The 17,503-nt window shown below is 68.0% G+C and carries 16 protein-coding genes; 11 read left to right on the forward strand and 5 right to left on the reverse strand.

Annotated elements, in window-relative coordinates; all coding sequences use genetic code 11:
* Positions 1–42 precede the first annotated feature (42 nt).
* Positions 43–555, reverse strand: coding sequence for a DciA family protein (locus tag NM961_RS06695; RefSeq protein ID WP_255913148.1), 513 nt, complete (start codon positions 553–555; stop codon positions 43–45).
* Here NM961_RS06695 and NM961_RS06700 point away from each other — a divergent pair.
* The 3 genes from NM961_RS06700 to NM961_RS06710 all read left to right on the forward strand — a co-directional run bounded on the left by NM961_RS06700 (position 548) and on the right by NM961_RS06710 (position 5,373).
* The gene (locus tag NM961_RS06700) at positions 548–1,489 is read left to right on the forward strand and encodes a M23 family metallopeptidase (protein ID WP_255913149.1); all 942 of its coding nucleotides are present in this window, start codon (positions 548–550) and stop codon (positions 1,487–1,489) included. The genes NM961_RS06695 and NM961_RS06700 overlap by 8 nt on opposite strands.
* A 157-nt stretch (positions 1,490–1,646) precedes the next feature.
* Positions 1,647–4,376 (forward strand): preprotein translocase subunit SecA, encoded by a 2,730-nt coding sequence (secA, locus tag NM961_RS06705; RefSeq protein ID WP_255913150.1) that lies wholly within the window; start codon positions 1,647–1,649, stop codon positions 4,374–4,376.
* A gap of 34 nt (positions 4,377–4,410) precedes the next feature.
* A complete protein-coding gene (locus NM961_RS06710; protein ID WP_255913151.1) occupies positions 4,411–5,373 on the forward strand; it encodes a Nudix family hydrolase in 963 nt (320 codons plus the stop codon).
* A 244-nt stretch (positions 5,374–5,617) separates the two neighbouring features.
* Here NM961_RS06710 and coaE read toward each other — a convergent pair whose 3' ends face one another.
* The 4 genes from coaE to pilB are packed head-to-tail and all read right to left on the reverse strand — an operon-like array spanning position 5,618 to position 10,210.
* A complete protein-coding gene (gene coaE, locus NM961_RS06715; RefSeq protein WP_255913152.1) occupies positions 5,618–6,253 on the reverse strand; it encodes a dephospho-CoA kinase in 636 nt (211 codons plus the stop codon).
* Entirely contained in the window at positions 6,253–7,182 is a 930-nt protein-coding gene (locus NM961_RS06720; protein ID WP_255913153.1) for a prepilin peptidase, read from the reverse strand. The genes coaE and NM961_RS06720 overlap by 1 nt, the downstream gene beginning before the upstream one ends.
* Before the next feature lie 14 nt (positions 7,183–7,196).
* Positions 7,197–8,483, reverse strand: a complete 1,287-nt coding sequence (locus tag NM961_RS06725) for a type II secretion system F family protein (protein WP_439334200.1) — start codon at positions 8,481–8,483, stop codon at positions 7,197–7,199.
* A gap of 2 nt (positions 8,484–8,485) precedes the next feature.
* Entirely contained in the window at positions 8,486–10,210 is a 1,725-nt protein-coding gene (gene pilB, locus NM961_RS06730) for a type IV-A pilus assembly ATPase PilB (protein WP_255913154.1), read from the reverse strand.
* Positions 10,211–10,464: 254 nt separating this feature from the next.
* Here pilB and NM961_RS06735 point away from each other — a divergent pair, with 254 nt between their 5' ends.
* From NM961_RS06735 to NM961_RS06770, 8 genes are read left to right on the forward strand one after another with little or no spacing between them, the layout of a single operon-like run.
* A complete protein-coding gene (locus NM961_RS06735) occupies positions 10,465–11,313 on the forward strand; it encodes a glycosyltransferase family 2 protein (RefSeq protein ID WP_255913155.1) in 849 nt (282 codons plus the stop codon).
* Positions 11,314–11,322: 9 nt separating this feature from the next.
* The gene (rfbF, locus tag NM961_RS06740; protein ID WP_255913156.1) at positions 11,323–12,093 is read left to right on the forward strand and encodes a glucose-1-phosphate cytidylyltransferase; all 771 of its coding nucleotides are present in this window, start codon (positions 11,323–11,325) and stop codon (positions 12,091–12,093) included.
* A complete protein-coding gene (gene rfbG / locus NM961_RS06745; RefSeq protein ID WP_255913157.1) occupies positions 12,054–13,178 on the forward strand; it encodes a CDP-glucose 4,6-dehydratase in 1,125 nt (374 codons plus the stop codon). The genes rfbF and rfbG overlap by 40 nt, the downstream gene beginning before the upstream one ends.
* The gene (locus NM961_RS06750; protein ID WP_255913158.1) at positions 13,175–13,735 is read left to right on the forward strand and encodes a dTDP-4-dehydrorhamnose 3,5-epimerase family protein; all 561 of its coding nucleotides are present in this window, start codon (positions 13,175–13,177) and stop codon (positions 13,733–13,735) included. The genes rfbG and NM961_RS06750 overlap by 4 nt, the downstream gene beginning before the upstream one ends.
* Complete coding sequence (locus NM961_RS06755) at positions 13,732–14,955, forward strand: class I SAM-dependent methyltransferase (RefSeq protein WP_255913159.1); 1,224 nt, start codon at positions 13,732–13,734, stop codon at positions 14,953–14,955. Before NM961_RS06750 ends, NM961_RS06755 begins: the two co-directional genes overlap by 4 nt.
* Entirely contained in the window at positions 14,952–16,067 is a 1,116-nt protein-coding gene (locus NM961_RS06760; RefSeq protein WP_255913160.1) for a DegT/DnrJ/EryC1/StrS family aminotransferase, read from the forward strand. Before NM961_RS06755 ends, NM961_RS06760 begins: the two co-directional genes overlap by 4 nt.
* Positions 16,064–16,702 carry an acetyltransferase gene (locus tag NM961_RS06765; RefSeq protein ID WP_255913161.1) on the forward strand — a complete coding sequence of 213 codons (639 nt, stop codon included), beginning with the start codon at positions 16,064–16,066 and terminating at the stop codon, positions 16,700–16,702. Before NM961_RS06760 ends, NM961_RS06765 begins: the two co-directional genes overlap by 4 nt.
* 7 nt (positions 16,703–16,709) lie before the next feature.
* Positions 16,710–17,447 carry a cephalosporin hydroxylase family protein gene (locus tag NM961_RS06770; RefSeq protein ID WP_255913162.1) on the forward strand — a complete coding sequence of 246 codons (738 nt, stop codon included), beginning with the start codon at positions 16,710–16,712 and terminating at the stop codon, positions 17,445–17,447.
* The last annotated feature ends 56 nt before the right edge of the window (positions 17,448–17,503 follow it).

Below are 17,503 nucleotides of genomic sequence, written 5' to 3' on the forward strand. Positions count from 1 at the left end.
CTCAGCCAGCCGCAGTGCGGCGCGGAACAGAGTCCGCGCGTTTCAGGAATCAGCGTTTTCGGCGAGGGACGCCAACCGTAGGAAAAGGGCCCTGAGTTCGGGGTCTGCCAGTGTGACCGCGGCCTTGCTCAGATGCTCGGCGGCGGTGTTGGAAAGCGGCTTCCGCCTTGCAGGCTCCGGGGGAACGGACGGCAAGGGTGCCACTTTGACGGCGAACGACTTGAAGGGCTGGCCCAGCGCTTTTTGCGCCTCGGCCAGGATCGGGGTCTGGTGAAGCCTCAGCTTCGCCGCCCAGGTCGAGGAGTCCGCCAGAAAGACAACGCGACCCTGTCGCGCATCGGCCAGGCAGCAATGCGGCCGCAGCGCGGGAGGCAGCGTCAGGCGTAAACGAAGATCCAATGCTTCCAGCGCTCGCGCCCGCTTGATCAGGGACGCGACGGGGGAGGTCTCGCCAACCGGTTTGGGGCCGGACGTCGGGCGCCGCGTTTTCGCGGTTGGTGGGGTTTTTGTTTGCATCGCGGAAACCCAGGCAGAAAACGAATCGGGCATGAACATTATTATCGTCGCAAAGCCGCACGCCTTGCCGCAGACCATCGACCTCGGCTGCTGGCGTACCCGACTCAAATGCGGTGCCATACTCGGTTGTGCTGCCCTGGCCTGCGCCCTGCTGGGCGTCAGCGTGGCCTACAGCGTAGCCGGGCCGAAGACGCGCACCCTGGCTGAAGTGCGGGAACTGCGGGAACAGAGTGACGCGCGACTGCGCGAACTTGAGCAAGTCAAGGCCGATACCCAGCGCGACCTCGATGCGCTGGCCGTCAAGCTCGGTGCGCTGCAGGCGCACGCCACCCGCCTCAATGCGCTCGGCGAGCGCCTGACCCGGGCCGGCAAGCTGGACGACGGCGAATTCAGCTTCTCCGAGGCGCCCGCGGTCGGCGGCCCGGAAACCGTCGATTCCCCGGTTGTGCATGCGGCGGCGCCGCAGCTGACCAGCTCCATCGAAGAACTGCATGCCCGCTTCGTGCGCCAGCAGGCCCAGCTGGAAGTGCTGGAAAACCTGCTGCTGGACCGCAAGATCGAATCCGACCTGCTGCCCAGCGGCATGCCGGTCAAGACGGGCTATATCTCCTCCTATTTCGGCGGCCGCCCCGATCCGTTCAACGGCTCCTCCGATTACCACACCGGCATCGACTTCGACGCCAATACCGGCGCCGACATCCTTTCGGTCGCCGAAGGCGTCGTCACCTGGTCCGGCACGCGTCCCGGCTACGGCAACGTGGTCGAGGTCGACCACGGCAACGGCTACATGACCCGCTATGCACACAACTCCCAGAACCTCGCCACTGTCGGCCAGCGTGTCCGCGTCGGCGAAGTCATTGCCAAGGTCGGTTCCACCGGCCGCTCCACCGGCTCCCACGTGCATTTCGAAGTCTGGCTCAACGGCAAGGCCGTCAATCCCATCGCCTACGTGCGCAGCCAGCGCAAGGCCTGAGCCGCCGTACCGTCCGCGCCGCCCCTTGAATCCGGGGGCGGGCAACCCACCATCTTTGTCCCACCCGGGCTGCCGGCTTATCATCGGCGGTCCGGTCGTGCCTGCGTCCAGCGCGGGCCGGGCGCGTTTTCCCCTTTCCAGCTGAGCGACTGACCCCATGTTCAACCGTCTGATGACGAGCCTTTTCGGCAGCCGCAATGACCGCGTGCTGCGCCAGCTCAACAAGGTCGTGGCGCAGATAGCCGCGCTGGAGCCGGCGATGCAGGCCCTCTCCGACGCGGACCTGCGTGCCCGTACCGAGCAGTTCAAGCAGCGCCTGAAGGACGGCCAGAGCCTGGACCAGATCCTGCCCGAAGCCTTCGCCACCGTGCGCGAAGCCTCGGTCCGCGTGCTGGGCCTGCGCCACTACGACGTGCAGATGATCGGCGGCATGGTGCTGAACATGGGCCGCATCGCCGAAATGCGCACCGGCGAGGGTAAGACCCTGGTCGGCACGCTGGCGGTGTACCTGAACGCGCTGGAAGGCAAGGGCGTCCACGTGGTCACGGTCAACGACTACCTGGCCAAGCGCGACGCGGCCCAGATGGGCAAGCTGTACAACTTCCTGGGCCTGTCCGTGGGCGTGGTCTACCCCGGCATGAACCACGCCGACAAGGCCGACGCCTACAACGCCGATATCACCTACGGCACCAACAACGAATTCGGCTTCGACTACCTGCGCGACAACATGGCCCTGTCCAAGGAGCAGCGCTACCAGCGCGGCCTGCACTACGCCATCGTCGACGAGGTCGACTCCATCCTGATCGACGAGGCGCGCACGCCGCTGATCATCTCCGGCCCGTCGGAGGAGTCGCCGCAGCTCTACGTCAAGATCAACCGCATCGTGCCCAAGCTGGTGCGGCAGGAAAAGGAAGATTCCACCACCGGCGACTACTGGGTCGACGAAAAGCAGAAGCAGGTGCACCTGTCCGAAGAGGGCATGGAACACGCCGAGCAGCTGCTGCGCCGCGAGGGCGTGATCGGCAACGAGGAAGGCCTGTACGACGCCAAGCACCTGGTCGTCGTGCACCACCTCAACGCCGCCCTGCGCGCCAACGCGCTGTACCAGCGCGACGTCGACTACATCGTGCGCGACGGCGAAGTCATCATCGTGGACGAGTTCACCGGCCGCACCCTGGCCGGCCGGCGCTGGTCCGACGGCCTGCACCAGGCAGTCGAGGCCAAGGAAGGCGTGCCGATCCAGCGCGAGAACCAGACGCTGGCCACGATCACCTTCCAGAACTACTTCCGCATGTACAAGAAGCTGGCCGGCATGACCGGCACGGCCGACACGGAAGCCTACGAATTCCAGCAGGTCTACGGCCTGGAAGTGGTGGTCATCCCGACCCATCGCCCGATGATCCGCAAGGATGCGCCGGACCTGGTCTTCCTCAAGCACACGCCGAAGTGGAACGCCATCGTCGAGGACATCCGCGACTGCCAGAAGCGCAAGCAGCCGGTACTGGTCGGCACGGCCTCCATCGACGCCTCCGAGTTCCTCTCCAAGATGCTGCAGAAGCAGGGCGTGGCGCACGAAGTGCTCAACGCCAAGCAGCACGAGCGCGAAGCCCATATCGTGGCCCAGGCCGGCCGTCCCGGCGCGGTCACCATCGCCACCAACATGGCCGGCCGCGGCACCGACATCGTGCTCGGCGGCAGCCTGGAGGCGGAACTGGCCCAGCTGCCGGAAGACGCGACCGACGCCGAGCGCAACCGCATCAAGGCCGAGTGGAAGAAGCGCCACAACGAAGTGATCGCCGCCGGCGGCCTGCACATCGTGGGCACCGAGCGCCATGAATCCCGCCGCATCGACAACCAGCTGCGCGGCCGCTCCGGCCGTCAGGGCGACCCGGGCTCCAGCCGCTTCTACCTGTCGCTGGAAGACAACCTCATGCGCATCTTCTCGCCCGACTGGGTGACCAAGTGGATGCAGATTTTCGGCATGAAGGAAGACGACGCGCTGGAAGACCGCATGGTCAGCCGCCAGATCGAGAAGGTGCAGCGCAAGGTCGAGCAGCATAACTTCGACATCCGCAAGAACCTGCTGGAGTTCGACGACGTCGCCAACGACCAGCGCAAGGTCATCTACGAACAGCGCAACGAACTGCTGGAGCAGGACGATTTCGCCGAGACCGCCGCGGCCATCCGCAGCGACGTCTTCACCGACCTGGTGCGCAGCCATGTGCCGCAGCACTCCATCGACGAGCAGTGGGATATCCCCGGCCTGCAGAAGAAGCTGGACGACGATTTCGGCATCCAGATCGACATCAAGCGCTGGCTGGAAACCCAGGGCGAGGCGGATTCGGAGCACGTGCTGGAGTTCGTCCAGTCCGGCGTGGACCGCTACTTCCGCGAGCGCGAGGCCATGCTCGGCTCGGAAGTCATGCGCGCGCTGGAACGCCACGTCATGCTCAACACGCTGGACAATTGCTGGAAGGAACACCTGGCCAGCATGGACTACCTGCGCCAGGGCATCTATCTGCGCTCCTATGCACAGAAGCAGCCCAAGCAGGAGTTCAAGCGCGAATCCTTCGAGCTGTTCCAGTCCATGCTGGAGCGGATCAAGCTGGAAACCACGACCCTGCTGGCGCGCGTGCGCATCCGCAGCGAGAACGAGGTGGCCGAGCTGGAGGAACAGCAGCGCCGCCAGCAGTCGCAGGCGCCGCTGAACTTCGCCCATGCCGAAGCCAGCGGCTTCGCCAGCGAAGGCGAAGTGCTCGCGGCGACCGCGGCCTCGGCCGCGCCGGCCGTGGCCCAGTTCAACGAAGGGCCCAAGGTCGGCCGCAACGATCCCTGCCCCTGCGGCTCGGGCAAGAAGTACAAGCAGTGCCACGGCCGCCTGGCCTGACCGCCCTAGTGCGAAGACCGGGAGCCGTAAACCCATGAGCACCGCCGCGGCCGAAGCCGCAGCGGCGCCCATACACGTAGTGGCCGCCGCACTGATCGATGCGGACGGCCGCGTGCTGCTGGCGCAGCGGCCGGAAGGCAAGCACCTGGCGGGCTACTGGGAGTTTCCCGGCGGCAAGGTCGAATCCGGCGAAAGCGCGGAACAGGCCCTGCGCCGCGAGATCCTCGAGGAGATCGGCGTGCGCGTGGGCGCGGTCGAATCGCTGATCCGCATCCCGTGGAACTACGCCAGCAAGCGCATCCTGCTCGACGTCTACCGCGTCGACAGCTTCGACGGCGTGCCGCATTCCTGCGAGGGCCAGCCGCTGAAGTGGGTGCCGGCCGCGGCGCTGGACCCGGCCGAGATGCCCGAGGCCGATCATCCGGTGATCCACGCCCTGGCCCTGCCGCGCGAATACCTGATTACGCCTGAACCCGGCGCCGATACGGACGAGTTCCTGGCCCGGCTCGATGCCGCGCTGGCCCGCGGCGTGCGCCTGGTACAGCTGCGCGCGCACCGGCTGGACGACGCCGCGCTGCGCAGTCTGGCCACGGCCTGCCTGGCGCGGGTGCGCACGGCCGGCGGCCAGCTGCTGATCAGCCGGCGTTTCGATCTGGTGGAAGAGCTGGACCTGGACGGCGTCCACGTCAGCGCGGCCCAGCTGGCCGAGCTGGGCGAACGTCCGGTCACGGCCCGGCGCTGGTTCGCCGCGTCCTGCCACACGGCGGCGGAACTGCATATGGCGCACCGCCTGCGCGCCGATTTCGCCGTGCTCGGCACGGTGGCGGCGACGGCCAGCCATCCCGGCCAGCCGCCGCTGGGTTGGCAGGCGTTCGGCGCGCTGTGCGAACAGTCCTCGCTGCCGGTATTTGCCCTGGGCGGGCTCGCCCCCGGCGACCTGGGCCGGGCGCTGCAATGCGGCGCGCAGGGTGTGGCCGGGATTTCCGCGTTCTGGTGAACCGAGGGCGCAAGGCTTCGTCCCTGCCGGCGTGTGTTGAAAATTCCCGGGTGGTTTCAGGCTTGCGCGTCGTGTACAGCGCGGACGTCCGCAGCGCGGAATCGCCTTCCGCCGGGCGAGCACTGGACTTTCCTTGCGGACGCGGAACCGGCTTTGCCTGCGTATCGCCACTCAGCCCGAAAGGCGTGCCGGCGCCACCTCATCCGTTTCCGCACACAGCGCCGCGCGACGCACGCCGCGCTCGTCAGCGCCGCGCCGACTGCTGCGCCAATTCCAGAAAGCGCCGGTGCAATACCTCCACCGCCGCATCGAGCTGCTGCAAGGTGCCGGAGTTGTCGATCACGTCGCTAGCTATGGCCAGGCGCTGCTCACGGCTGGCCTGGGCGGCGATCATCTTCAGCGCCAGCTCGCGTTCTATCGCATCGCGCTGCTGCAGCCGCGCCAGCTGCACGGCCGGATCCACGTCGACGATGAGCACCCGGTCCACCCAGGCATAGGCCGGCCAGGTTTCCGCCAGCAGCGGAATTGCCAGCAGGCAGTAGCTGCCGCGGTCGGCGGCGACACGTTCGCGCAGCCAGCGGCGCACGCGAGGGTGCACGATGGCTTCCAGCGCCGCGCGCGCCGCGGGTTCGGCGAAAATGTGCCGGCGCATCGCGGCGCGGTCCAGGCTGCCGTCGGCTTGCAGCATGTCGCGGCCGAAGCGCGCGACGATCTCGGCCAGGCCGTCCTCGCCGGGTGCGACCACGGCGCGGGCCGCAACATCGGCGTCGTAGCAGGCGACGCCGCGACGGCCGAAGGCGTCGGTGACCGCGGTCTTGCCCGAGGCAACGCCGCCGCTGACCGCGACCACGAAGCGATCCGCGACGCGGACTGCGTCCATCAGCCCAGCAGCAGCCGTTCGTACAGCCGCAGCAGCTCGGCCCCCCAGACGTACTGGATCCAGCCGGCTGCGGCAATGAACGGGCCGAACGGGATGGGCGTGGAGCTGTCCTTGTCGCGCAGGAACAGTACCAGGCTGCCGATCACGGCGCCGACCAGGGACGAGAGCAGGATGATGGGCAGCAGCGACATAGGCCCCATCCAGGCGCCCAGCGCGGCCAGCAGCTTGAAGTCGCCGTAGCCCATGCCTTCCTTGCCGGTGGCGAGCTTGAACACCCAGTACACCGACCACAGGCTCAGATAGCCGATCGCCGCGCCGAGAATGGCCTGCGCCGGCGTCACCGACACCGGCAGCAGCGCCAGCAGCAATCCGGCCCAGAGCAGGGGCAGGGTGATCTGATCGGGCAGCAGCTGGGTGCGGAAATCGATGCCGGCCAGCGCGATCAGGCTGAAACTCAGCGCCAGCCCGGCGGCGGACTGCAGGCTGAAGCCGTACTGCCATACCACCGCCAGGGCGGCCAGTGCGGCCAGTGCCTCGATCAGCGGGTACTGCACCGAGATCGGCGTGCGGCAGTAGCGGCAGCGGCCGCCCAGGGCGAGCCAGCTCAGCAGCGGAATATTATCCAGCGGCGCCAGCGCATGCTTGCAATGCATGCAGTGCGAAGGCTTGAACACCAGATCGGGCGGCGCTTCCGGTTCCGCGGCCGGAGGCAGGTCCTCGTCGAACGGGATTGCGCCGGGCTCGGCCACGTTCTGCATCAGGGCCGGCTCCGGACCCAGGCCCAGCAGCTCGCGGCTCTGCCCGCGCCAGTCGTGCAGCAGCCGCTGCGGCAGACGCAGGATCACGACGTTGAGAAAGCTGCCGACCAGCAGCCCAAACAAACTGGCCACTGCGAGCAGTGGCCAGCCTTCCCCCAGGGTTTCGATCATCGCCGGCGTATCGATCAGCCCACCACGGCCGCGAGTTTGAAGATGGGCAGGTACATGCCGATCACCATGCCGCCGACCATGGTGCCGATGATCACCATGATGAACGGCTCCAGCAGGCTGGCCAGGGCGTCGACGGCGTTGTTGACCTCTTCCTCGTAGAACTCGGCGATCTTGAACAGCATCTTGTCCAGTGCGCCGGATTCCTCGCCGATGGCGACCATCTGCACCACCATGTTCGGGAACAGCTGCGCCTGGCGCATGGCCAGCTGCAGCTGATGGCCGATGGCGACGTCTTCGCGGATGCGCTTGACCGCGGCGTTGTAGATCGGGCTGCCGGTGGCGCCGGCGACCGAGTCCAGTGCCTCGACCAGCGGCACGCCGGCGCGGAAGGTCACACCCAGGGTGCGGGCGAAGCGGGCGATGGCCGACTGGTGCAGGATCTGGCCGATCACGGGCAGCTTGAGCACGGCTCGTGCGCAGAAATGAGCGAAGGCCGGCGAGCGTTTGTAGGCGAATATGAAGGCGGCGAAGAAAGCTATCGTGCCGAGCAGCACGATGTACCAGTACGCGGTGGTGAAGCGCGAGGCGGACACGATCATCTGCGTGAACGCCGGCAGGTCGGCGCCGAAGTTCTTGAACACGCTCTCGAACTGCGGCACCACGAAGATCAGCAGGATGGCCGAGACCAGCAGGGCGACCGCGAACACGATGGCCGGATAGAACATGGCCTTGCGGATCTTGCCCTTGAGGGATTCGATGTTTTCCTTGTAGGTGGCGACGGTGTCGAGCACGGTATCGAGCACACCGGCCGCCTCGCCGGCCTTCACCAGATTGACGAACAGTTCGTCGAACTGCACCGGGAACTTGCCCAGGGCCTCGTACAAGGTGGAGCCGCCCTCGATGTCGGTCTTGATCGCGGTGAGCATGTTCTTCATGCGCACGTTGGCCTGGCCGCCGGCGATGATGTCCAGGCCCTGCACCAGCGGCACGCCGGCCTGCATCATGACCGAGATCTGGCGGCTGAACACGGCGATTTCGCGCGGCGTGATCTTCTTGCCGGCGGCGCCGAACAGAGGCTTGGGCTTGGCCTTGACCGAGGTCGGGCTGATGCCCTGCCGGCGCAGCTCGGCCTTGACCAGGCTGATGTTCTTGGCGGCGTATTCGCCCTTCATCGACTGGCCGCGCTTGTCCTTGCCGGACCAGACGAAGGTTTCCATCTGGCTGACTTCGGCGCGGGCCTGGCCGCGCCGGGTATTGGCGGCCTGTGCCTTTCTGACGGGAACCGTGGCAGTGGTGGCCATGACTAGTCCTTGGTGACGCGGTTGATTTCGGTGAGGCTGGTGACGCCCTGCTTGACCTTGAGCACGGCCGAGGCGCGCAGGTCGCGGATGCCGGCGCTACGCGCGGCATCGGCGATCTGCAGCGCATTTCCGCCGGCGAGGATGATCTTGGCGATCTCCTCGGCCAGCGGCATCACCTGATAGACACCTACGCGGCCTTTATACCCTTCGTTGCAGCCGGAACAGCCGACTCCGTCAAACATCTGCAGGTCGGCGATCTCGTCCTCGCGGAAGCCCTCGGCCAGCAGCGCCGCCGGCGGCAGCAGCAGCGGTTTCTTGCAGTCGTGCAGGCGGCGCGCCAGGCGCTGGGCGATGACCAGGGTCACCGACGAGGTGATATTGAACGGCGCGATGCCCATGTTCATCAGGCGCGAGATGGTCTGCGGCGCATCGTTGGTATGCAGGGTGGACAGCACCATGTGGCCGGTCTGGGCGGCCTTGACCGCGATCTCCGCGGTTTCCAGGTCGCGGATCTCGCCCACCATGATGACGTCCGGGTCCTGGCGCAGGAACGAGCGCAGCGCGGCGGCGAAGGTCATGCCGCGCTTCTGGTTCTGCTGCACCTGATTGATGCCGGGAACGCGGATTTCGACCGGGTCTTCCACGGTGGAAATGTTGCGTCCCTCGGTATTGAGAATATTGAGTGCCGTATACAAAGATACGGTCTTGCCCGAGCCGGTGGGGCCGGTCACCAGCACCATGCCGTAGGGTTTTTCGATCGCATCGAGGAACAGCTTCTTCTGGTCGTCCTCGTAGCCCAGCTTCTCGATGCCGAGCTTGGCGGCCGAGCCGTCCAGTACGCGCAGCACCACCTTCTCGCCGAACAGGGTGGGGCAGGTGCTGACGCGGAAGTCGATGGACTTGCCCTTGGACAGGTTGAGCTTGATGCGGCCGTCCTGCGGTACGCGGCGCTCGGCGATGTCCAGGCCGGACATCACCTTCAGGCGCGAGGAGATGCGCGGCGCCAGCTTGGTCGGCGGCGCGGCGACCTTGCGCAGCATGCCGTCCATGCGCAGGCGCACGCGGTATTCGGTCTCGAACGGTTCAAAATGGATGTCGGAGGCGCCGCGCTTGATGGCGTCGACCAGCACCTTGTTGACGAAGCGCACGATGGGCGTGTCGTCGTTGCCGGCTTCGGCGGAATTGCCGCCGGCTTCCTCGTCGCCGCCGCCGGCGTCCATGTCCAGGCTTTCAAGGCCTTCGTCGCCTTCCAGCTCCGTCGTCGTGCCGCTCTGACTCAGGGCCTGCTCGATGGTGCGGATCAGCGATTGCTCGTCGATCAGAATGGGTTCGACGATGTGGTTGGACTGGAACTTGATCTCGTCCAGGCCGCGCAGGTTGGTCGGGTCGGAGACGCCGACGAACAGGCGGTTGCCGCGCTTGAACAGCGGCAGGGCGCGGTGCTTGGAGATCAGTTCCTCGCTGACCAGCTTGAGCGGCAGCTGGCCGAAGTCGATCGCCGCCACGTCATAGATCGGCACGCCGAATTCCAGCGACGCAGCCAGGGCGACGGCACGGCTTTCCACAATGCCGTGGTCGATGAGGTACGTGCCCAGCGGGATCTTCTGCTTGGTCGACGCTTCCACTGCCTTGCGTGCGTCGACGTCGGACAGGGCGCCTTCCATGACCAGACGCCGGGCTACCCCGGTCAGCCCTGCCAGCATTGCCGGATTTATCTGTGTCGCCATAGGAATGCCGTGTAAGCCCCTGCAACTACGGCAGAATGTACCGCAATTCCCGGGCCGAGAGTACCGTTGCCGGCGGCCCGGGCGGGGGCGCCGGCCCGCACTGCGGAACGGGTCACGGAAAACGAATGCGATCAACCATCTGGCGCCGCCCCGGCCGGGGCGGCCGGCGGCACGGATGCGCCGCCGCCGCCGCCGCGGGGCTGACGGTGCGCGGACGGATTGCTTAAGATGCGGCGCGACGCCGGGGAGCCCACGTGATCAGCATAGTCCTGCCAGCCAAGAACGAAGCCGCGGCGCTGCAGGGCGTGCTGCCGCGCCTGCGCGCCGCCCGGCCGGACGACGAGATCATCGTCGTCGACGACGGTTCCAGCGACGACACCGCGGCGGTGGCCCGCGCCGCCGGCGCCCGGGTCGTGTCCTCGCCGTATTCCATGGGCAATGGCGCGGCGATCAAGCGCGGCGCCCGCGCCGCCCGCGGCGAGGTCATCGTTTTCATGGACGCCGACGGCCAGCACGACCCGGCCCACATCGAGCGCCTGCTGGCGCGCCTGGACCAGGGCTACGACATGGTCGTGGGTGCGCGCGACTGGTCCGGCCAGGCCGGCGTCGGCCGCGGCCTGGCCAATGCGCTGTACAACCGCCTGGCCAGCTGGATGACGGGCCTGCGCATCCAGGACCTTACCTCGGGCTTCCGCGCCGTGCGCGCCGAGCGCTTCCGCGAATTCCTGCACCTGCTGCCGAACGGGTTCTCCTATCCGACCACCAGCACCATGGCCTTCTGCCGCAGCGCCTATCCGATCGCGTTCGAGCCCATCGCCGTGGCAAAGCGCATAGGCAAGAGCCATCTGCGGCCGCTGCGCGACGGCGTGCGCTTCCTGCTGATCATCTTCAAGATCGCCACGCTGTACTCGCCGCTGAAGCTGTTCCTGCCGGCCAGCCTGGGCTTCTTCCTGCTCGGCGTGGGCTATTACGGCTATACCTTCGCCACCCAGCACCGTTTCACGAACATGAGCGCGCTGCTGTTCAGCGCCAGCGTCATCATCTTCCTGATCGGGCTGGTGTCCGAGCAGATCACTGCGCTGACCTACCGGCGCGACGGCTGAGCGGCGCGCATGAAGGCAGTGATACTCGCAGGCGGACTGGGCACGCGCATCGCCGAAGAGACGCATCTGCGGCCCAAGCCCATGATCGAGATTGGCGGCAAGCCGATTCTCTGGCACATACTCAAGATCTACTCCAGCCACGGCATCAACGACTTCATCGTCTGCCTGGGCTACAAGGGCTACCTGATCAAGGAGTATTTCGCCAACTACTTCCTGCACATGTCGGACGTGACCATAGACCTGCGCAGCAACAGCATGGACGTGCACCACAAGCACGCCGAGCCCTGGCGCATCACCCTGGTCGATACCGGCGAGCACACCCAGACCGGCGGCCGCCTGCGCCGCGTCGCCGAATACCTCGACGGCGGCACCTTCTGCTTTACCTACGGCGACGGCGTGTCCGACGTGGACATCGGCGCGGAACTCGCCTTCCACCGCAGCCAGGGCGGCCTGGCCACGGTCTGCGCGGTGCAGCCGCCGGGCCGCTTCGGCGCGCTGGACATCGACGGCACCCGCATCACCCGCTTCGCCGAGAAACCCCAGGGCGACGGCACCTGGATCAACGGCGGCTATTTCGTGCTCGAACCCGGCGTGCTGGACTACATCGCCGGCGACGACACGGTATGGGAACGCGGCCCGCTGGAGGCGCTGGCCCGCGATGGCCAGCTTTCCGCCTATACCCACGGCGGCTTCTGGCAGCCCATGGACACAGTGCGCGACAAGGCACGGCTGGAAGAGCTGTGGCAGAGCGGCGCGGCGCCGTGGAAGCGCTGGACGTGAAATCCCTGTTCGGCGGCGTCTACGCCGGCCGCCGCGTGCTGGTGACCGGGCATACCGGCTTCAAGGGCTCCTGGCTGTGTCTGTGGCTGCGCCGGCTCGGCGCGCAGGTGGCCGGCTTCGCGCTGGATCCGGATACGGCGCCGTCGCATTGGAATCTGCTGCAATTGGCCGATGTGGACGACGGCCGCGCCGATCTGCGCGACGCCGCCGCGGTCGCCCGCGCCGTGGCCGGGTTCCGGCCCGAAGTGGTGTTCCATCTCGCGGCGCAGCCGCTGGTGCGGCGCAGCTACGCCGCGCCGGTGGAGACCTACGCCACCAACGTGCTCGGTCTGGTGCATCTGCTGGAAGCCGTGCGCGGCTGCGCCGACGTGCGGGCCGTGGTGAATGCGACGACCGACAAGGTCTATGAGGAGCGCGCTGACGGCCGCGCTTGCCGCGAGGACGATGCGCTGGGCGGGCATGATCCGTACAGCACGTCCAAGGCCTGCGCCGAGCTGGTCACGGCCAGCTACCGCAAGAGCTATTTCAGCGGCACTGGCCGCCAATGGCCGCGCCTGGCCACGGCGCGGGCCGGCAACGTGATCGGCGGCGGCGACTGGTCGCAGGACCGCCTGGTGCCCGATCTGGTGCGCGCGCTGGAATCCGGCCAGGCCCTGCAGCTGCGCAATCCGCAGGCGGTGCGGCCCTGGCAGCACGTGCTGGAACCGCTGGCGGGCTATCTGTGCCTGGGCCAGGCGCTGCTCGCCGGCGAGGGCGAAGGGGAATGGAATTTCGGCCCGGACGCCGCGGCGACCTTGCCCGTCGCCGCGCTGGTGGCGCAGATGGCGCAGCACTGGCCCGGCTTGCAACTGGCCCCGGCGCCGCCGGACCAGCCGCACGAGGCCGCGCTGCTGCGCCTGGATTGCGCCAAGGCGCAGCAGGGCCTGGGCTGGCGCCCGGTCTGGGATGCGGCCGCGACCATCGCGCGTACCATGCACTGGTATCGCGGCTTCCACGCGGAGGGCGCGCTGCGCAGCAGTGCCGATCTGGAGGCCTACGTCGCCGACGCGCGCGCGGCCGGGCTGTCCTGGGCGCAGGCCGCATGAATCCCGTGCGCCTGCATGCCACGCCGCTGGCCGGCCTGACCCTGATCGAAGCCGGCAGCGTCAGCGACGCGCGCGGACGCTTCACCCGCGTGTTCTGCGAGGACGAACTGCACGCGCTGCAACCCGGCCTGCATTTCCCGCAAATCAACCTCTCCGCCACGCGCACGCGCGGCAGCGTGCGCGGCCTGCATTTCCAGCATCCGCCCGCCAGCGAGGCCAAGCTGATCCGCTGCCTGCGCGGGCGCGTGTTCGATGTGGCGGTGGATCTGCGCGCCGGTTCGCCCACCTTCCTGCGCTGGCATGCGGTGGAACTGGACGCCGAAGGGCCGCTGCAGGTGTTCATCCCGGCCGGCTTCGCCCATGGCTTCCAGGCCCTCAGCGACGAGGTGGAGCTGCTTTACCTGCACACCGCGCGCTGGAGCCGCGCCCACGAAGGCGGGCTGCATCCGGCCGATCCGCGCCTGGGCATAGCCTGGCCGCTGCCGCTGTCGAACCTTTCCGCCAGGGACGCGGGCGCCGCGCCGCTGGGCGCCGATTTCGCCGGAATCACGCCATGAACTGCCGCTTCTGCGCCGCCCGTCTGGAACACGTCTTCCTGGACCTGGGCAGTGCGCCGCCGTCCAATGCCTTCCTCAATGCAGCGGCGCTGGAGGCGCCGGAGCGCTGGTTTCCGCTCAAGCTGCATACCTGCACGCAGTGCTGGCTGGTCCAGGTCGACGAGGTGCAGTCCCACTCGGACCTGTTCGCGCCGGACTATGTGTACTTTTCCTCGTATTCCCGCTCCTGGCTGGAACACGCGCACCGCTATGTGGATGAGGCGGTGGCGCGGCTGGCGCTGGATGCGCGCAGCCTGGTGCTGGAGATCGCCTCCAACGACGGCTACCTGCTGCAATACGTGGCCGCCCGCGGCATTCCCTGCGTCGGCGTGGAGCCCACCCGCGGCACCGCCGAGGCGGCGCGCGCCCGCGGCATCGAAACGATAGAGGCATTCTTCGGCCGCGATTTCGCCGCCGGCTTCGCCGCCGCGCGCGGCCGCGCCGACCTGATCGTGGCCAACAACGTGCTCGCCCATGTGCCCGACCTCAACGATTTCGTTGCCGGGCTGGCGGCGGCGCTGGCGCCGGACGGCAGCGTCACGCTGGAATTCCCGCACTTGGTGCAGCTGGTGGCGCAGCGCCAGTTCGATACGGTCTATCACGAGCATTTTTCCTATTTCTCGCTGTATACCGTCGAGCGTGTGTTCGCCGCGCACGGCCTGCGCATCTGGGATGTGCAGCGGCTGCCTACCCATGGCGGCTCGCTGCGCATCTGGGCGGCGCCGCAGGCGAGCCGGCGCGCCGAGCAGCCGGCCGTGGCCGGCCTGCGCGCGGCCGAGGCAGCGCTGGGCATCGCCCAGCTGGATTTCTACCGCGGTTTTCAACAGCAGGCCGATGCGGTCAAGCACGGCCTGCTGGAATTCCTGCTGCAGCAACGCCGCGCCGGCCTGCGCGTGGCCGCCTACGGTGCCGCCGCCAAGGGCAATACCCTGCTCAACTACGCCGGCGTGCGCCCCGACCTGCTGCCCTACGTGGTGGACGCCTCGCCGCACAAGCAGGGCCGCTTCCTGCCGGGTTCGCGCATACCGGTAGTGGACGAGGCGCGCCTGCGCGCGGACCGTCCCGACTGCATCCTGATCCTGCCCTGGAATCTGCGCGAGGAAATCACCGCGCAGCTGGCCTATGCCCGCGACTGGGGCGCCCGCTTCGCCACCGCCGTACCGGAAATGACGTTCTCATGAGCGCCACGCCTTCGCGCATCCACTACACCCGGCCGTCCATCACGCAGCGGGAAACCGACTATGCCGCCGATGCCGCGGCCAACGGCTGGGGCGAGCGCTGTTACGACTACATCCACCGCTTCGAGAAGCTGTTCTGCGAACACCTGGGCTCGCGCCACGCGATCGCGACTGCCAGCGGCACCGGGGCGCTGCACCTGGGCATGGCGGCGCTGGGCATAGGCGCCGGGGACGAGGTGATCCTGGCCGACATCAACTGGATCGCCTCGGCCGCGCCCATCGTCCACCTCGGCGCCACGCCGGTGCTGGTCGATGTGGACGCGAACAGCTGGTGCCTGGACCCGGCCGCGGTCGAGGCCGCGATCACGCCGCGCACGCGCGCCATCCTCGCCGTGCACCTGTACGGCAACCTGTGCGAACTCGATGCGCTGCGCGCGATCGCGGCGCGCTACGGCCTGCATCTGATCGAGGACGCGGCCGAGGCGCTGGGCTCGGTCTGGCACGGCCGCCGCGCCGGTACGCTGGGCGTGTTCGGCGCCTTCTCCTTCCACGGCACCAAGACCTTCACCACCGGCGAGGGCGGCATCTTCGTCACCGACGACGACGCGCTGTACGAGCGCGTGCTGACCCTGTCCAACCACGGCCGCGCCCGCGGCGAGACGCGCCAGTTCTGGCCCGAGCGCATTGGCTACAAGTACAAGATGTCCAACCTGCAGGCGGCGATAGGCTGCGCCCAGGTGGAACGCGCCGAGGAGCTGATCGCGGGCAAGCGGCGCATCTTTGAAGCCTACGCGCGGCATCTGGCCGGCCTGCCGCTGCAGTTGAACCCGGAGCCGCCGGGCACGCGCAACGGCTACTGGATGCCGACCCTCGTCGTTGACGAAGGCGTGCCCTTCGAGCGCGAGGCGCTGCTGGCGCGGTTCAAGGCGGACAATATCGACGGCCGCGTGTTTTTCTGGCCGCTGTCCAGCCTGTCCATGTTCGAGCCGCGGCCGCAGCACCGGATCAGCCATTCGCTGGCGCGGCGCGCGCTGAACCTGCCCAGCTACCACGACATGAGCAGTGCCGACATCGCCCGCGTCGCCGCCCATGTGACGGCGCAGCTCGCCGCATGAAGATCGTCTTCTGGGGCGGTACCGGCCAGGCGAAGGTGCTGCGCGAGGCGCTGGCCGGCCGGGCCGAGCTGCTGGCGGTGTTCGACCGGCGCGCGCTGGCCTCGCCTTTCGCCGACGTGCCGCTGTACGTGGGCGAGGCCGGACTGGAGCAGTGGCTGCGGGAACGCGGCGGCAGCCGCGGCCTGCACGCCGCCGTGGCCATAGGCGGCGCGCGCGGCCGCGACCGGCTGGCGCGCATGGACCAACTGGGCGCACGCGGCTTTGCCCTGCCGGAAATCGTCCACCCGCGCGCTTTCGTCGCCGCCGATGTGCGCCGCGGCGAAGGCTGCCAGATCCTTGCCCTGGCCGCGGTCTGCACCTGCGCCGTGCTGGGGCGCGGCGTGATCGTCAACACGCGCGCCTCGGTCGATCACGACTGTGTGATTGGCGACGGCGCGCACATAGGCCCCGGTGCCGTGCTCGCCGGCGAGGTGCAGGTCGAGGCCGGCGCGTTCATCGGCTCAGGCGCGGTGGTGCTGCCCGGCCGCCGCATAGGCGCCGATGCCGTGGTCGGCGCCGGCGCCGTGGTCACCCGCGATGTCGCGGCCGCCGGCGTGGTCGCCGGCAATCCCGCCCGTCCGCATTCCAAGGCATGATGGCTCCATGACTACCGACAAAGATCCCGCCGCCGCCTTCGAGCAGGAAGTGGCGCAGAACATCCGCAGCCTGCGCGAAGACCGCGAACTCAAGGCGCGTTCCGGCGAATGGCTGCGCAGCACGCTGCCGCACCGCTATTCCTACAATTTCCGCTGGATGGGCCGGCCCATCATCCAGTACCCGCAGGACATGATCGCGATGCAGGAGATCCTGTGGCAGGTGCGGCCGGACCTGATCGTGGAGACCGGCATCGCCCACGGCGGCTCGCTGATCTACTACGCCTCGCTGTGCGAACTGATCGGCCACGGCGAAGTGCTGGGCATAGACATCGACATACGCGCGCACAACCGCGCCGCGATCGAAGCCCATCCGATGTTCCGCCGCATCGCGCTGCTGCAGGGCTCCAGTACCGACCCGCGCATCGTGGAACAGGTGCGCGAACGCGCGCGCGGCAAGACCGTGCTGGTGGTGCTGGATTCCAACCATACCCACGAACACGTATTGGCCGAGCTGGAGGCCTATGCGCCGCTGGTGACTCCGGGCAGTTATTGCGTGGTGTTCGACACCGTCATCGAGGATCTGCCGGCCGGGCTCTATCCGGAGCGGCCCTGGGACGTGGGCAACAACCCCAAGACGGCCGTGGCCGAATTCCTCGCCGCACATCCGGAGTTCGAAGTGGACGCGGACACGGAGGCCAAGATTTCCATTACCGTCGCCCCCGGCGGCTACCTGCGCCGGCGCTAGCGGCCTGCCGCGGAGGCGGCGGGCGAAAAATCGCGTGCAATCCGCCGCAAGCCGCG

Origin of the sequence: Tahibacter harae (assembly GCF_024437735.1) — a bacterium.
GTDB classification, from domain to species: Bacteria; Pseudomonadota; Gammaproteobacteria; order Xanthomonadales; family Rhodanobacteraceae; genus Tahibacter; species Tahibacter harae.